The organism is Phocoenobacter uteri (genome assembly GCF_900454895.1).
Taxonomy (GTDB): domain Bacteria; phylum Pseudomonadota; class Gammaproteobacteria; order Enterobacterales; family Pasteurellaceae; genus Phocoenobacter; species Phocoenobacter uteri.
This window is the reverse complement of sequence record NZ_UGTA01000001.1, coordinates 34,805-51,240: the sequence shown is the minus strand read 5'-3', so window position 1 is coordinate 51,240 and position 16,436 is coordinate 34,805. Positions and strand designations below refer to the sequence as shown.

At 38.6% G+C, this 16,436-nt stretch carries 8 protein-coding genes, 2 tRNA genes and 3 rRNA genes; 3 read left to right on the top strand and 10 right to left on the bottom strand.

What is annotated here, in order from left to right; all coding sequences use genetic code 11:
- Nucleotide 1: 1 nt before the first annotated feature.
- The 7 genes from DYE60_RS00200 to DYE60_RS00170 form a co-directional block, all read right to left on the bottom strand.
- Nucleotides 2-1,111 carry an NAD/NADP octopine/nopaline dehydrogenase family protein gene (locus tag DYE60_RS00200; RefSeq protein WP_115314546.1) on the bottom strand — a complete coding sequence of 370 codons (1,110 nt, stop codon included), beginning with the start codon at nt 1,109-1,111 and terminating at the stop codon, nt 2-4.
- A 962-nt stretch (nt 1,112-2,073) separates the two neighbouring features.
- A 5S ribosomal RNA gene (gene rrf, locus DYE60_RS00195) occupies nt 2,074-2,189 on the bottom strand.
- Nucleotides 2,190-2,293: 104 nt separating this feature from the next.
- Nucleotides 2,294-5,197: ribosomal RNA gene (locus tag DYE60_RS00190) — 23S ribosomal RNA — on the bottom strand.
- 291 nt (nt 5,198-5,488) lie between these two features.
- Nucleotides 5,489-5,564: transfer RNA gene (locus DYE60_RS00185), tRNA-Ala, on the bottom strand.
- A gap of 37 nt (nt 5,565-5,601) precedes the next feature.
- A tRNA-Ile gene (locus DYE60_RS00180) sits at nt 5,602-5,678 on the bottom strand.
- 68 nt (nt 5,679-5,746) lie between these two features.
- A 16S ribosomal RNA gene (locus DYE60_RS00175) occupies nt 5,747-7,289 on the bottom strand.
- Together the 16S, 23S and 5S rRNA genes with 2 tRNA genes alongside form the textbook arrangement of a ribosomal RNA operon.
- A 362-nt stretch (nt 7,290-7,651) precedes the next feature.
- Entirely contained in the window at nt 7,652-9,607 is a 1,956-nt protein-coding gene (locus DYE60_RS00170; protein ID WP_115314544.1) for an LTA synthase family protein, read from the bottom strand.
- 212 nt (nt 9,608-9,819) lie between these two features.
- On the opposite strand from DYE60_RS00170, the gene dksA reads away from it, so the two are divergent.
- The 3 genes from dksA (at nt 9,820) to folK (ending at nt 12,325) form a co-directional block, all read left to right on the top strand.
- Entirely contained in the window at nt 9,820-10,272 is a 453-nt protein-coding gene (dksA, locus tag DYE60_RS00165; RefSeq protein WP_115314542.1) for an RNA polymerase-binding protein DksA, read from the top strand.
- Nucleotides 10,273-10,379: 107 nt separating this feature from the next.
- Nucleotides 10,380-11,858 (top strand): polynucleotide adenylyltransferase PcnB, encoded by a 1,479-nt coding sequence (gene pcnB, locus DYE60_RS00160; protein ID WP_424450093.1) that lies wholly within the window; start codon nt 10,380-10,382, stop codon nt 11,856-11,858.
- Nucleotides 11,858-12,325, top strand: a complete 468-nt coding sequence (gene folK / locus DYE60_RS00155; RefSeq protein WP_115314540.1) for a 2-amino-4-hydroxy-6-hydroxymethyldihydropteridine diphosphokinase — start codon at nt 11,858-11,860, stop codon at nt 12,323-12,325. Before pcnB ends, folK begins: the two co-directional genes overlap by 1 nt.
- A 1-nt stretch (nt 12,326) precedes the next feature.
- On the opposite strand, the gene DYE60_RS00150 is transcribed toward folK, so the two are convergent.
- The 3 genes from DYE60_RS00150 to msbA form a co-directional block, all read right to left on the bottom strand.
- Nucleotides 12,327-13,031, bottom strand: coding sequence for a 3-deoxy-D-manno-octulosonic acid kinase (locus DYE60_RS00150; protein ID WP_115314538.1), 705 nt, complete (start codon nt 13,029-13,031; stop codon nt 12,327-12,329).
- 141 nt (nt 13,032-13,172) lie between these two features.
- Nucleotides 13,173-14,474, bottom strand: coding sequence for a phosphopyruvate hydratase (gene eno, locus DYE60_RS00145; protein ID WP_115314535.1), 1,302 nt, complete (start codon nt 14,472-14,474; stop codon nt 13,173-13,175).
- Between the two features lie 167 nt (nt 14,475-14,641).
- Entirely contained in the window at nt 14,642-16,387 is a 1,746-nt protein-coding gene (gene msbA, locus DYE60_RS00140; RefSeq protein WP_424450102.1) for a lipid A ABC transporter ATP-binding protein/permease MsbA, read from the bottom strand.
- Between the last annotated feature and the right edge of the window lie 49 nt (nt 16,388-16,436).

The following is a 16,436-nucleotide window of genomic DNA, read 5'->3' as shown; positions in this document are numbered from 1 at the left end:
ATTAAGAAATAAGAGCCATGATTTGTTCAACTGATAACTGAGCCAATCCCATTTTGTCTAGCGTCCTCCCTGTTTTGAAATAGTTAGTATTATTATAAGCATTATCTATATGTAAACAAGATGTGATGATAGGTACTTCTATTCCTAGTAATTGAGCAAACTCATAGCAAGGTACCAATAAATAGGCTGCATCCTCAGTGATATAACGATCAAATGAAGAGCGTGGTGCACTATTTAATTTTCCATGTGTAGTTGAAGTTCGGTTAACCTCATACACTGTTTTACAATCCATATTATATAGTGCATTCATCATATCAAGTTCAGAAGATAATCTTACTCCCAATCCTCGACCAATTGCTTGTCGTTCATCTTCCATAACAGCCGCTGCGTTAGCGGTAGCGACTGAACAACAATCTTGATAATAATTAAATTTACCCTCAAAGTTTTCTAACAATCCCATATTCAATGTCGTTAATAACGGATGTCCTCCAAAATTTATATTTTCCAATCCTGCACAAATGACATTTTGTAATGCAGTTAATTTTAAAGGAAAAATAGGAGTTAAACGCTCAATTGCTTCCTGTGTTCGACTTGCTGGCAACGCAGATAAAGGCAAAAATTCTTTCATACCTAAAATTGCTAATTGCGCAGGTCCTACAATTCTCGTCGCCCAAGGAATAGAAATAGCATCAACAAAAAGAAGATCTAAATCTTGATACCCCATTTCATTTTTTATTTTATTTAATACTAATGAGCCATAATTACCCGGCATTAACATTATAACTTGACCATCTGTTAAATAAGGGAGCATTTCAATAAAGAGCAGTTCTTGAGCAAATGAAGGGACAGGCAAAATGAGTAGTTCAGAAAATTCGACGGCATATTTTAGATCTCTGGAGATAGAGGCTATTTTAGTAAAACCAGAGAAATTTAATGAAACTTGATTAAACTTGGCTAATGCTTCAATTCCCCCTTTATTTTCTATATCACTTAATGGTTGTTCAAAATCCTTAGCACCATATAAACAAACAGAGGTTCCCAATATAGAGAAATGATAAGCAGCCGTTAATCCTGCATTTCCAGCTCCTATAATTGAAACCTTATAAGTCATAATTACACCTATTCAAGTCATTAAATATAGTATTAAATGAATCTATTTCGATTCTCAATCACTGCCTGTTAATAAGTGTACTACTATGTAAAGTTATTATTCAAGTATTTTTCAACAACATCTTGTGACGTGTATCACAAATCTTTCAATAACAATTTCTTATAAATTAAAATATCCCCCGCTTAACTTATTTTTAATAGGTATACGTAAGATTTTTTATCAAAAAAATTCAAATTAATCCATAAAAGGAAAAATAATTAAATTTAAAGGATCAAATAATTATCAATTTTGTCTATATAGCAATTATTTAAATAAATTTTGACCTTTATAGATAACATTCATCTTTAAATAAAAATCGCCTATAGCTAAAGTTTAACTTTATGTAATACATCCGATTTTTACCAAATCTAAAAATATCTGAATTGAAATACTTATAAAAGTAAGCCTACTATTTATTCCTTGGCTGATACTAAGTTAGTTGGTCTTTCATATTTATATACATCAGGATATGCATCAACATTTTTGGGCATTTTCGTTGCAGATTTATTGATGTGTTCTATTTTATTTTCTCAATAAAATAATACCTTAAAAGCAAACCTTTATTCACCTTTCTTTGAAAAAATTTTACGATATGAAAGATAAAAGCAATGCTAAAAATCCGTTTAGAATCTTATACAAATAAAACAATATGAAAAATAGGCATAAAGGCAAAAAATGCAGAAGTAAAAACCTGAAGAAAAATGGAAAATTTAAAGATAAACAAAAGTATAAATACAACTCTTGTAACAATCAATTAAGTAAAAAATACTAATCAATGCTTACAAAACATCATTCTTATTGTGAATAGAGCCTACTTTAAATATAATTCGGATGTAATGTATTTTACTCTTTATATACTTTACTTTCCCCTAAACGCAAAAAAGCCGTAACTATCTCTAGTTACGGCTCTCTCTAAATTAAAACCCTGATGGTGTCCTACTCTCACATGGGGAAACCCCACACTACCATCGGCGTTACAACTTTTCACTTCTGAGTTCGGTATGGAGTCAGGTGGTTCCGTTGCACTATGGCCATCAGGAAAATCTTTCAATATTCTTCTCTAATTTTCTTTATTCTTTAATTAAAAACAAGCTTCTACTTCTACTTTCTTTATTCGTCTTTCCAAAAACACTTGAGCGTTGTATGGTTAAGCCTCTCGGGCAATTAGTACAGGTTAGCTCAACATATCACTATGCTTACACACCCTGCCTATCTACGTCTTAGTCTCAAACAACCCTTACTGACTTATAGTCAGGGAGAACTCATCTCAAGGCAAGTTTCGTGCTTAGATGCTTTCAGCACTTATCTTTTCCGCATGTAGCTACCCAGCAATGCCTCTGGCGAGACAACTGGAACACCAGTGATGCGTCCACTCCGGTCCTCTCGTACTAGGAGCAGCCCCTTTCAATTCTCCAACGCCCACGGCAGATAGGGACCGAACTGTCTCACGACGTTCTAAACCCAGCTCGCGTACCACTTTAAATGGCGAACAGCCATACCCTTGGGACCTACTTCAGCCCCAGGATGTGATGAGCCGACATCGAGGTGCCAAACACCGCCGTCGATATGAACTCTTGGGCGGTATCAGCCTGTTATCCCCGGAGTACCTTTTATCCGTTGAGCGATGGCCCTTCCATTCAGAACCACCGGATCACTATGACCTACTTTCGTACCTGCTCGACATGTCCGTCTCGCAGTCAAGCTTGCTTATACCATTGTACTAACCTCACGATGTCCGACCGTGATTAGCAAACCTTCGTACTCCTCCGTTACTCTTTGGGAGGAGACCGCCCCAGTCAAACTACCCACCAGACACTGTCCGAGACCACGTTTCGTAATCTTCGTTAGAACATCAAACGTTAAAGGGTGGTATTTCAAGGACGACTCCATAACAACTGGCGTTGCTACTTCTAAGTCTCCCACCTATCCTACACATTAAAATTCAAGGTTCAGTGTCAAGCTATAGTAAAGGTTCACGGGGTCTTTCCGTCTAGCCGCGGGTACACCGCATCTTCACGGCGATTTCAATTTCACTGAGTCTCGGGTGGAGACAGCCTGGCCATCATTATGCCATTCGTGCAGGTCGGAACTTACCCGACAAGGAATTTCGCTACCTTAGGACCGTTATAGTTACGGCCGCCGTTTACTGGGGCTTCGATCAGGAGCTTCTCTTTCGATTACACCATCAATTAACCTTCCAGCACCGGGCAGGCATCACACCCTATACGTCCACTTTCGTGTTTGCAGAGTGCTATGTTTTTAATAAACAGTTGCAGCCAGCTGGTATCTTCGACCGGTTCAACCTTCACCCGTAAAGGGCTACAATCTACGCCGGCGCACCTTCTCCCGAAGTTACGGTGCTATTTTGCCTAGTTCCTTCACCCGAGTTCTCTCAAGCGCCTGAGTATTCTCTACCTGATCACCTGTGTCGGTTTACAGTACGATTTATAATAACCTGAAGCTTAGTGGCTTTTCCTGGAAGCGTGGTATCAGTTACTTCAACGCCTTAGCGTCTCGTCATCACTTCTCGGTGTTTAATAGAATTCCGGATTTGCCTAAAATTCCCACCTACCGGCTTAAACAGGGCAATCCAATACCCTGATAACCTAACCTTCTCCGTCCCCACATCGCAGTTATTACAAGTACAGGAATATTAACCTGTTTCCCATCGACTACGCTTTTCAGCCTTGCCTTAGGGGTCGACTCACCCTGCCCCGATTAACGTTGGACAGGAAACCTTGATCTTCCGGCGAACGAGTTTTTCACTCGTTTTATCGTTACTTATGTCAGCATTCGCACTTCTGATACGTCCAGCAAACCTCTCGATTCACCTTCATCCGCTTACAGAACGCTCCCCTACCCAACAGAATAAATTCTGATGCCGCAGCTTCGGTGCTATATTTGAGCCCCGTTACATCTTCCGCGCAGGCCGACTCGACTAGTGAGCTATTACGCTTTCTTTAAATGGTGGCTGCTTCTAAGCCAACATCCTAGCTGTCTAAGCCTTCCCACTTCGTTTCCCACTTAATATAGACTTTGGGACCTTAGCTGGCGGTCTGGGTTGTTTCCCTCTTCACGACGAACGTTAGCACCCGCCGTGTGTCTCCTGAGTATCACTCTTTGGTATTCGTAGTTTGCATCGGGTTGGTAAGCCGGGATGGCCCCCTAGCCGAAACAGTGCTCTACCCCCAAAGGTGTCCGCTCAAGGCTCTACCTAAATAGATTTCGGGGAGAACCAGCTATCTCCCGGTTTGATTGGCCTTTCACCCCCAGCCACAGGTCATCCGCTAATTTTTCAACATTAGTCGGTTCGGTCCTCCAGTTAGTGTTACCCAACCTTCAACCTGCCCATGGCTAGATCACCGGGTTTCGGGTCTATACCTTGCAACTAAACGCCCAGTTAAGACTCGGTTTCCCTACGGCTCCCCTATTCGGTTAACCTTGCTACAAAATATAAGTCGCTGACCCATTATACAAAAGGTACGCAGTCACAACACAAAGTTGCTCCTACTGCTTGTACGTACACGGTTTCAGGTTCTATTTCACTCCCCTCGCAGGGGTTCTTTTTACCTTTCCTTCACAGTACTAGTTCACTATCGGTCAATCAGGAGTATTTAGCCTTGGAGGATGGTCCCCCCATCTTCAAACAGGATATCACGTGTCCCGCCCTACTTATCGTTAGCTTAGTTCCACAATTGTATTTTCAGATACGGGGCTATCACCCTGTGTCGCGAAGTTTCCCAACTTCTTCTCTTAATACTACTGCTAAAACTAACTGGCTCTTCCGCTTTCGCTCGCCGCTACTCACAGAATCTCGGTTGATTTCTTTTCCTCGGGGTACTTAGATGTTTCAGTTCTCCCGGTTCGCTTTAATAACCTATGTATTCAGTTATTAATAATAGGTTCTTCACCTATTGGGTTTCCCCATTCGGAAATCTTGGAATTATCACGTTTCTTATCAACTCTTCCAAGCTTATCGCAGATTAGCACGTCCTTCATCGCCTCTGATTGCCAAGGCATCCACCGTGTACGCTTAGTCACTTAACCATACAACCTCAAGTGCTTTCACACCTAAAGTTGTCATTAAACAACTCAAGTTCGTATGTTGCTTTTGTTCAACATACTGTTTTTTAGTTTCTTACTCAGACTTCATAAAGATTTAATATTCAATTTATCAATTTAAGTTAATAAACCAAACATCAAACTTGAAAGTCTTCAGTTTTCAGCTTGTTTCCAATTTTTTAAAGAACAAATATAACAAAACACTTTTGTGTTTCATCATTGATAAACAAACTTACAAATATAATCTATCTATAAATTCACTTAGCAATGATGAATTGGTGGAGATAAGCGGGATCGAACCGCTGACCTCCTGCGTGCAAGGCAGGCGCTCTCCCAGCTGAGCTATATCCCCATTCACATCACTATCATTTCTAACCACACTCAATGAGTGGTGGGTCTGAGTGGACTTGAACCACCGACCTCACCCTTATCAGGGGTGCGCTCTAACCACCTGAGCTACAGACCCAGAAATGATGTCTTTTGTCTTATTTCTATCAAACAATCTGTGTGAACACTCGCTGTCGCTTATTCAGGTAAGGAGGTGATCCAACCGCAGGTTCCCCTACGGTTACCTTGTTACGACTTCACCCCAGTCATGAATCATACCGTGGTAAACGCCCTCCCGAAGGTTAAGCTATCTACTTCTGGTACAACCCACTCCCATGGTGTGACGGGCGGTGTGTACAAGGCCCGGGAACGTATTCACCGCGACATTCTGATTCGCGATTACTAGCGATTCCGACTTCATGGAGTCGAGTTGCAGACTCCAATCCGGACTTAGACGTACTTTCTGAGATTCGCTCACCCTCGCAGGTTCGCCGCCCTCTGTATACGCCATTGTAGCACGTGTGTAGCCCTACTCGTAAGGGCCATGATGACTTGACGTCGTCCCCACCTTCCTCCAGTTTATCACTGGCAGTCTCCTTTGAGTTCTCAGCATTACCTGCTAGCAACAAAGGATAAGGGTTGCGCTCGTTGCGGGACTTAACCCAACATTTCACAACACGAGCTGACGACAGCCATGCAGCACCTGTCTCATAGTTCCCGAAGGCACAAGCTCATCTCTGAGCTCTTCTATGGATGTCAAGAGTAGGTAAGGTTCTTCGCGTTGCATCGAATTAAACCACATGCTCCACCGCTTGTGCGGGCCCCCGTCAATTCATTTGAGTTTTAACCTTGCGGCCGTACTCCCCAGGCGGTCGATTTATCACGTTAGCTACGGGCGCCAAGCTTAAAGCCCAACCCCCAAATCGACATCGTTTACAGCGTGGACTACCAGGGTATCTAATCCTGTTTGCTACCCACGCTTTCGCACCTCAGCGTCAGTCTCTCTCCAAGGGGCTGCCTTCGCCTTCGGTATTCCTCCACATCTCTACGCATTTCACCGCTACACGTGGAATTCTACCCCTCCCTAGAGGACTCTAGTCGCCCAGTCTCAAATGCAATTCCCAAGTTCAGCTCGGGGCTTTCACATCTGACTTAGACAACCGCCTGCGTGCCCTTTACGCCCAGTTATTCCGATTAACGCTCGCACCCTCCGTATTACCGCGGCTGCTGGCACGGAGTTAGCCGGTGCTTCTTCTGCGACTAACGTCAATTGCTACACCTATTAGATATAGCACCTTCCTCATCGCTGAAAGAACTTTACAACCCGAAAGCCTTCTTCATTCACGCGGCATGGCTGCATCAGGCTTGCGCCCATTGTGCAATATTCCCCACTGCTGCCTCCCGTAGGAGTCTGGACCGTGTCTCAGTTCCAGTGTGGCTGGTCATCCTCTCAAACCAGCTAGAGATCGTCAGCTTGGTGAGCCTTTACCTCACCAACTACCTAATCTCACTTGGGCTCATCTTATGGCATGTGGCCCGAAGGTCCCACACTTTAATCCGAAGATATTACGCGGTATTAGCTACAGTTTCCCGTAGTTATCCCCCTCCATAAGGCAGATTCCCAAGCATTACTCACCCGTCCGCCACTCGTCAGCAAAGAAAGCAAGCTTTCTTCCTGTTACCGTTCGACTTGCATGTGTTAAGCCTGCCGCCAGCGTTCAATCTGAGCCATGATCAAACTCTTCAATTAAAAGTTTAATCGCTCAATAAACTGACATAGAATTTTTATTAAATAAATTTTCAGTGACACTTATTAAGACTTTAATTTCAAAATATTTTTTAAATAAGTCAAATCAACAAGTGCCCACACAGATTGTCTGATAAATTGTTAAAGAGCAAAAAAATCAACGACGCACCTAGTAAACTTTCTTTCTTCACAACAGTGCGTCGTTGTGTGTGGCGTATTATAGGGATTTTAAAAAACTACGCAAGCACTTTTTGCAAAAAAGTTTAAAAAAATTGAACAAGAGATTAAATTTAACTCAAAGCGGTGCTTTTTTGTAAATTTGTGTCAATTTTTGACCGCTTTGTTTTAATAAAATCTAATATTCCTTATTCATTTTTATTTGAATTTATTGCTTCAGGTAGTTTATATAATTGGTTTTGATACAGATAACTACCTATCAAAGCATAAGCTAATGCTTCTTTTTTTAATTTCTCAGGTAATTGCTGTTCTGTTAAATGTTGCGTTTCCTTATTATAGGTATAACCTTTCGCTTCTGTTTTTGGTTCTAAGATAACAACATCACTCCCTTTCATCATTGCTTGGGTTTGGTTATATTGCATAAAAGCTCGATTTGGGTCGATATTTTTTGTTAAGTCATAGCCTAACATTGGATAAGCCCCGCTAATTCCCGCCAAAGATAACAATGTTGGCGACATATCAATTTGGCTAACAAGTCTTTTATCTTTTTTCACCTCAATACCATTACCCAATATTAAAGCTGGAATATGAAAATGTTGAATTGGTACTAATGACGCACCAGCAACTCGCGAATCGTGATCGGCAATTACTAAGAAAATAGTATTTTTCCAATAATCAGCATTTTTAGCTAACTTAAAGAATTTCCCTATTGCATAGTCCGCATATTTAGCTGCGTTATTACGAGTTTGTTTCTCTTTATCATAAAGTGCAATTTTTCCATCAGGAAATTCAAATGGGTCGTGATTACTAGAAGAAAAGACCAAGCTAAAAAACGGTTTATCTTCTTTATTCCATTGTTTAAATAAGCTATCAGCTTTTTTAAAAAGATCTTCATCACTCACGCCCCAAGTCGCAACAAAATCAGGATTGATGTAATCCTTTTCATCAATAATGGTTTTAAAGCCATTTCCATAGAAGAAACTTGCCATATTATCAAAATGCTTTTCGCCACCATATATAAAGGAAGTTTCATAGCCATTTCTCTTCAATAGCTCTGCAATCGTAAAGAAATTACGCTGACTTTTACTTAATTTAACTGTTGAGCGTGCTGGTGTTGGAGTAAAACCTGATATGACGGCTTCAATTCCTCTAACTGAGCGAGTCCCTGTTGCATAAATATTTTCAAATAACCAACCTTCTTGTGCTAATTTATCAAATTCTGGCGAAAGTGGCTTACCTCCTAATGCACCAATAAATTGAGCACCTAAACTTTCTTCTAAAATAATAACAATATTTTTCAGCTTACCTTTATAGGTTGCTTCATTATAAGTCAGTGTAGGGATCTCGTTGGAGATGTAATCAGAAGCGGGTCTTTGTTGTGTGGCTTTAATAGTAGAAAATATATCTTCGGCAGACATTTTTCCGTACTGCTCAGAAGAGCGACTTTCATCTTTTAATTGTTGAATTGCAAACATCACAGAATAGCCAGAATTTAGTACCAATGAATTAACTAATGGGTCACTCGAAAAAGCAACCATTGCTGGGTTAATACCTCGATGTTCAAAACTCGATCTCGCCCCAATAAACATAGTAGTGGCAATCGCAATAAACATTACAGGACGCCATTTCCAATTTGGGAAGATAAAAGATTTTACTGCCCAACCTGATAACTTCCAATAAATGACCACAGCAAATAATGTCATTATTGAACTAGATAACACAGCAAATAAATGTCCATTAGCTAACATTGTAAAAACTTCTTTTGGGTAAAGTAGATATTCTATAAATAAGCGATTTGGACGAATGTCATACGTTTCAATGAAAGCAGGAGTAGCAAGCTCCATAAAAAGAATAAAGGTACTACCGATTGTAAGCCATAAGCGTAAAATTATTTTCCAAATTTGACCGATTATATTTGAGTGACACAATAAAACGCTCAATAAAGCAGGAAGACCAAATAGCCAGCATAATGCTGAAATATCAATTCTTGTACCTTGTAGTAATAATGGTAACCACCCACTCACATCATTCACTCTTTCTATTTGCCAAATAGATAATCCTAAACGACTTAAAAATAAAATAATCAGATTGACCCCAATAAAAAATAATATTGGAAATAAAATAGAACGCTTTGATGTTTTCATAATAAACCCTAAGTTGATAGATAATACTCTGTGGCATTATATTTTTTAAACTTTTTTAGTCAATATTTAAAATAATATTTGCAAAATTACTTTTTTTTTGATATTTGTAACGTCCTTAAAAATGACCTTAACTTTATAAATTTCAAAAGAAATTGTATAAAAAAACACAACCCATTGTTATAAAACAATATATCATATCAAGGAGTGGAACTATGGCAGAAAAGCCATCAACATCTTCATCACTAAGTTTATTAGCAATTGCTGGCGTTCAACCATATAAACCTAAAAAAACTGAGGAATATATGAATGAAGCACAAACTGCACATTTTCGTAAAATTTTGACCGCTTGGCACGCTCAAATTATGGAAGAAGCTGAACGTACTAAAATTCAAATGCAAGACGAAGTCGCTCATTTTGCTGATCCATCAGATCGTGCGACACAAGAAGAAGAATTCAGCCTTGAATTACGTAATCGTGATCGTGAACGTCGTTTGCTTAAAAAAATTGAACAGACTTTACAACGATTAAGTGAAGATGATTATGGGTTCTGCGATGCTTGTGGTGTAGAGATTGGTTTGCGTCGTTTAGAAGCTCGTCCAACAGCTGAATTGTGTATTGACTGTAAAACACTTGCTGAAATTCGTGAAAAACATATTGGACGTTAAATAACTATTTTTAGAGGGCATTTAGCCCTCTTAATTATTTTATGTAATGTTATTTGAGGTGTATTATTTTTAATTACATTAAGTCTTTCCTTTCCAAAAAGGATAAGTTGCAACATAATCCTGTTGCGTCAAAAAAAGAAAAACAACAACCTGTTATCAATAAGAAACGAACTGTTAAAAAACAGAACGATGTTTCTTTGGCTAAAAAAAATCAACCAAACAGAAATAAGGTTGAGCCTTCTCATATTTTACACAAAGAATTCACCATAAATGCCAGAAAACATGCTATTTCTAGTCGTGATTTCTCACAAAATGCAATTTCTATTATAAATAAACTATCTCGTAGTGGGTTTGAGGCTTATCTTGTAGGTGGCTGTGTTCGTGATGTGTTATTAGGAAAGAAACCAAAAGATTTTGATATTGCGACAAATGCCTCCCCAGAAGAAATCAAACGTATCTTTGGACGTCAATGCCGTTTAATTGGACGCCGTTTCCGTTTAGCTCATATAATGTATGGACGTGAAATTTACGAAGTGGCGACCTTTCGTGGCAATCACGATAATGCTAATGAAAAAATTTCTAAAACGAGCGAACAAGGAATGTTATTAAGAGATAACGTTTACGGTTCGTTAAGCGAAGATGCCGAACGTCGTGATTTCAGTATCAATGCATTATATTTTGATATCAAACATAATGTGATTTTTGATTTCTTTAATGGTATTGATGATCTCAAACAAGGGAAATTGCGTTTAATTGGCGATCCAACAGTTCGCTACCAAGAAGATCCTGTTAGAATGCTAAGAGCAATTCGCTTTATGGCAAAATTGGATATGTTCCTCGATAAACCAACACAACAACCAATTTATGAACTTGCACATTTATTAAATCATATTCCAGCAGCTCGTTTATTTGATGAATCGTTGAAATTACTGCAATCAGGCTATGGCGTTAAAACCTATGAGTTATTATGTCAATATAATCTCTTTGATGTCCTATTTCCAACGATTGCTCGCAATTTTACCGAAGTTGGAGATTCAAATGCAGAACGAATGATCGTTAAAGCACTCACATCAACAGATGAACGTATTCGAGATGATTTACGTATCAATCCCGCATTTTTATACGCTGCTCTACTTTGGTATCCAATGCGTGAAAAAATGGACGAACTTAAAAATGAAGGCGGACTTAATACTCACGATGCAATGATGCTTGCCTCCAATGAAATTTTATCAGAAACCTGTAAAATGATTGGTTTACACCGTCGTCATACCTCTGTGATTCGAGATATTTGGCATTTACAATTTAAAATGACGAAACGTATTGGCAAACGTCCTTACCAAACCCTTGAACATATCAAATTCCGAGCAGGCTTTGACTTATTAGTAATGCGAGCAGAAATTGAAGGTGGCGATTTAGTGGAATTAAGTGCTTGGTGGCACGAATTCCAACTGAGTAATGAAGTACAACGAGCTGAGCAATTAAAGACGGTAACACCACATCACAATGGCGAAAAAGCAAAACGTAAACCACGTCGTAAACGCTATTACAAAAATCGTAAACCCAAAACAGCTGTGAGTACGAGCTAATGACAAAAGTCTATATTGCATTAGGTTCGAACTTAAATAATCCGCTTGATCAACTGCATCAAGCGGTTAAATTTTTGCAACATTTTGCAAATTTTCAAATCAGCTCATTTTATGGTAGCAAACCGCTTGGTCCACAAGATCAACCGGATTATGTGAATGCGGTTGCGAGTTTTGATACTGATTTATCGCCTCTGGAATTATTGGATTATTTGCAAGACATTGAAAATCAACAAGGGCGAGTGCGTTTACGCCGTTGGGGCGAACGAACCTTAGATTTAGATATTTTACTTTTTGGTAAAAACATCATAAAAAATGACCGCTTAATTGTGCCTCATTATGATATGCACAACCGTGAATTTGTGATTGTGCCGTTATATGAATTAAACCCTGATTTGATTTTACCGAATGGCGAATCTTTAAAAGCCCTTTATCAACAATTTGAAAATCATCAAATGGTCACATTTTAAATTAAGATTGGTAACCTTCTAAAAAAGATTGCCAATCTGCTTCCTGAAACTGAATGTTTAAACGTTCAATCTCTTTATTAAAAGAACGTAATAGTCTTTCAACATTGCTACTTTTCCAGTCATTTCCCGTCTGAATAAAACATTTATCAAAATCGATCAGCCAAAATTTATTATTTTCTTCATCAAAAAGAATATTATGGATATTCAAATCGCTGTGATGTACTTGATGTTGATGCAATTTTTTAATTAACTGTCCTAACTGAAAATATTGCTGTGAATTTAACGTATTTTTTTGTAAAAACTGGCTTAAATCTTGAGTGTTTTCGAGTTTTTCAATCAAAATATCAGCGGTGTAAATACAACATTTTTTATCAATTTTTACGGCAATAGGACGAGGTACAGGCAACTGCCATTGGTACATTTTTTGTAATAAATTAAATTCTTGGACTGCTCTGGTTTTCTCATAAGCGGTAAAAAAATAATGATCTTTTACCAATTTTCCAAATAATCCGCCACGATAATAATGGCGTTTTACACTGTTCATTCCAAATAGTGCATCTGTTTTTAAAAACCACGTAATCCCCCTTCCCTTAGAAAAGCCGAGTAATAATTTATGATTTTCAAAAGAAGATTGAGTTAAAAGATCTTTAATTTGAGGTAAATGTGATTCGCTAAGAAGATCGTGGTTAAATTGATAATAGTTCATTTGCTTTGTTAAAAGAAAAAATATTGTGCAGAGTTTAATAAAAGATTACGTTATATGCTAGCATTTTTGTAGCAGCCTAAAAATAAAAAGGTTGATTCCTATAATGAAATCAACCTTTTCGTTATCTAAGCTTAATAATAATTACGCTTGACCTTTAACCGCTTTTAAACCTAAGAAAGGTGCTTTTTCACCTAATGCTTCTTCGATACGGATCAATTGGTTGTATTTAGCAACACGATCAGAACGGCTCATTGAACCAGTTTTGATTTGACCTGCAGCTGTACCTACTGCTAAGTCAGCAATAGTTGCGTCTTCAGTTTCACCAGAACGGTGTGAAATAACTGCTGTAAAGCCAGCGTCTTTAGCCATTTTGATTGCTGCTAAAGTTTCAGTTAATGAACCGATTTGGTTGAATTTGATTAAGATAGAATTCGCGATACCTTTTTCGATACCTTCTTTTAAGATCTTAGTATTAGTTACGAATAAATCGTCACCTACTAATTGAACTTTATCACCTAATACTTTAGTTTGGTATGCAAAACCGTCCCAGTCAGACTCATCTTGACCGTCTTCGATTGAAACGATTGGATATTCGTTACATAAACCTTCTAAGTAGTGAGTGAACTCTTGTGAAGTGAATGATTTACCTTCACCTTTCATTTCATACATACCAGTTTCTTTGTTGTAGAACTCAGATGATGCACAGTCCATCGCTAAAGTAACGTCTTTACCTAAAACATAACCTGCTTTTTCAACAGCTTCTTTGATACAAGCTAATGCGTCAGCGTTTGATGCTAAGTTAGGTGCAAAACCACCTTCGTCGCCAACTGCTGTATTTAAACCTTTTGATTTTAATACTTTCGCTAAGTTGTGGAATACTTCAGCACCGATACGTAATGCTTCTTTTAATGTTTTCGCACCAACAGGTTGAATCATAAATTCTTGGATATCAACGTTGTTATCTGCGTGCTCACCACCGTTGATGATGTTCATCATTGGTAATGGCATAGAGTATTGACCTGCTGTACCGTTTAATTCAGCAATGTGAGCGTATAAAGGTAAACCTTTTGACGCTGCTGCTGCTTTTGCGTTTGCTAATGAAACTGCTAAGATTGCGTTTGCACCGAATTTAGATTTGTTTTCAGTACCGTCTAAATCAATCATAATTTGGTCGATTTCAGCTTGAGCTGATGCATCTTTACCTACAACCGCTTCTGCGATAGGACCATTTACAGCTTCAACTGCTTTTAAAACACCTTTACCTAAGAAACGAGTTTTGTCGCCATCACGTAATTCTAATGCTTCACGAGAACCAGTTGATGCACCAGATGGAGCCGCTGCTAAACCTACGAAGCCACCTTCTAAATGTACTTCTGCTTCAACAGTTGGATTACCACGAGAGTCGATGATTTCACGACCAATTACTTTAACAATTTTTGCCATTGTTGTTCTTCCTCTAAGTGAAAGTTAATAAAAAAATAATGTTGTATATAGTAAAGCTATTTTGCTTTTTTGTCTTGCAAAAAAGTGAAACAGATCACAAAAATTTGATCTAGGTTAGATTTATAAAAAAATAAGCGGTCAAATTTTTTGCAATATTTACCAATCCGTTACTCACTGAATTGTAAACTGTGTAATTGTTTATAGGCACCATTGTGTTGTAATAATTCAGAATGCGTGCCTCGCTCTACAATTTTTCCTTCATCTAGCACTAAAATTTCATCGGCTTTTTCAATGGTAGACAGTCGGTGAGCGATCACTAACACGGTGCGATCTTTTTGTAATTCGTCTAAGGCAGATTGAATCGCACGTTCTGATTCCGTATCCAATGCCGATGTTGCCTCATCTAGCACTAAAATTGGCGAATTACGTAATAAGGCACGAGCGATTGCAAGACGCTGACGTTGTCCGCCTGATAAACTTACACCATTTTCACCAATCATACTGTCTAAGCCCTGTGGCATTTTTTCAATAAATTCCATTGCATAAGCGGCTTTGGCTGCGGCAATAATCTGCTCACGAGTGTATTTATCCTTCGCAGCATAAGCGATATTATTCGCAATAGTATCGTTAAATAAATGCACTTGTTGTGACACAATCGCACATTGCTCTCTTAAATTATTTAATTTGTAATCGCAAATATCGACGCCATCAAGGGTAATTTTACCACTATCAATATCATAAAAACGGGTGATTAAATTCGCAATGGTGGATTTTCCTGAGCCTGAACGCCCAACCAACGCAAGGGTTTTGCCTGCAGGTACAGTGAATGAAAGGTGGCTTAATGCAGGTTCATCCTTAGTTGCATAAGTAAAAGTCACATCATCAAAACACACTTCACCTTTTACTTGGTTAGCGGTATGCGTTCCAGTGTCTTTCTCTGTTGGTAAATCAAATAAAGTGAATAATGTCTGACACGCTGCCATTCCTTTTTGGAATTGTGCATTCACATTAGTTAAGGTTCTTAATGGTCGCATAATAGCAAGTAATGAGGCTAACACAGCCGTAAATTCTCCAGCAGTTAAATCATCCCCCATTACTTCTGGTGAACCAGCAAGATAAAGCACTACGCCTAACGCCAAAGAAGCAATAATTTGAATTACTGGATTAGAAATAGCGTCAATAACCATCATTTTCATTCCTTTACGACGCATATCATTACTGGTGTGGTTGAAACGTTCTTCTTCAACTTTTTGTCCGCCAAATGAAAGCACGACTTTATGCCCATGCAACATCTGCTCTGCACTTGCCATCATTGTACCCATTGATTTTTGCATATTACGGCTTACTTCACGAAAACGCTTAGAAATCACACCAGCTAAAACAGCAATAATTGGCCCAATAATTAAAAGCACCAATGATAAACGCCAGCTGTAATAAAACATTGTACCGATTAGGAACATAATATAAGCCCCTTCTCGCACAATCGTTTGTAAAGCACTAGCTGATGAGCCTGCGATTTGCTCTGAATCATAGGTAATGCGAGAAAGTAATTTTCCTGATGAGTTTTGATCGAAGAAGCTAACCGGCATAAACATTAAATGTTTAAACACTTTTTGACGCATTGTCATAACGAGTTTTCCGTTTACCCAAGCTAAGCCGTACACAGCCCCGAAACTACTAAAACCACGCATAATAATTAAACCAACAACAATAAATGCCATTGTTTTGAGAAAATCACGATTTTCAGCACTGAATCCCTGATCAATTAACGGTTTTAACATTGAAATTAAATAACCATCAACACCAGCGTTGATAATCAGTGCAAAAATAGAACCAATAATTCCCCATTTAAAAGGCACAATCATTGGCCAAAGACGTTTAAATGTTTGCCACGTTGAGCGATCTTGGGTCATTTTATCAAGATCATAAGAAGATAATTTTGTCATAAATTCTCGTTTATTA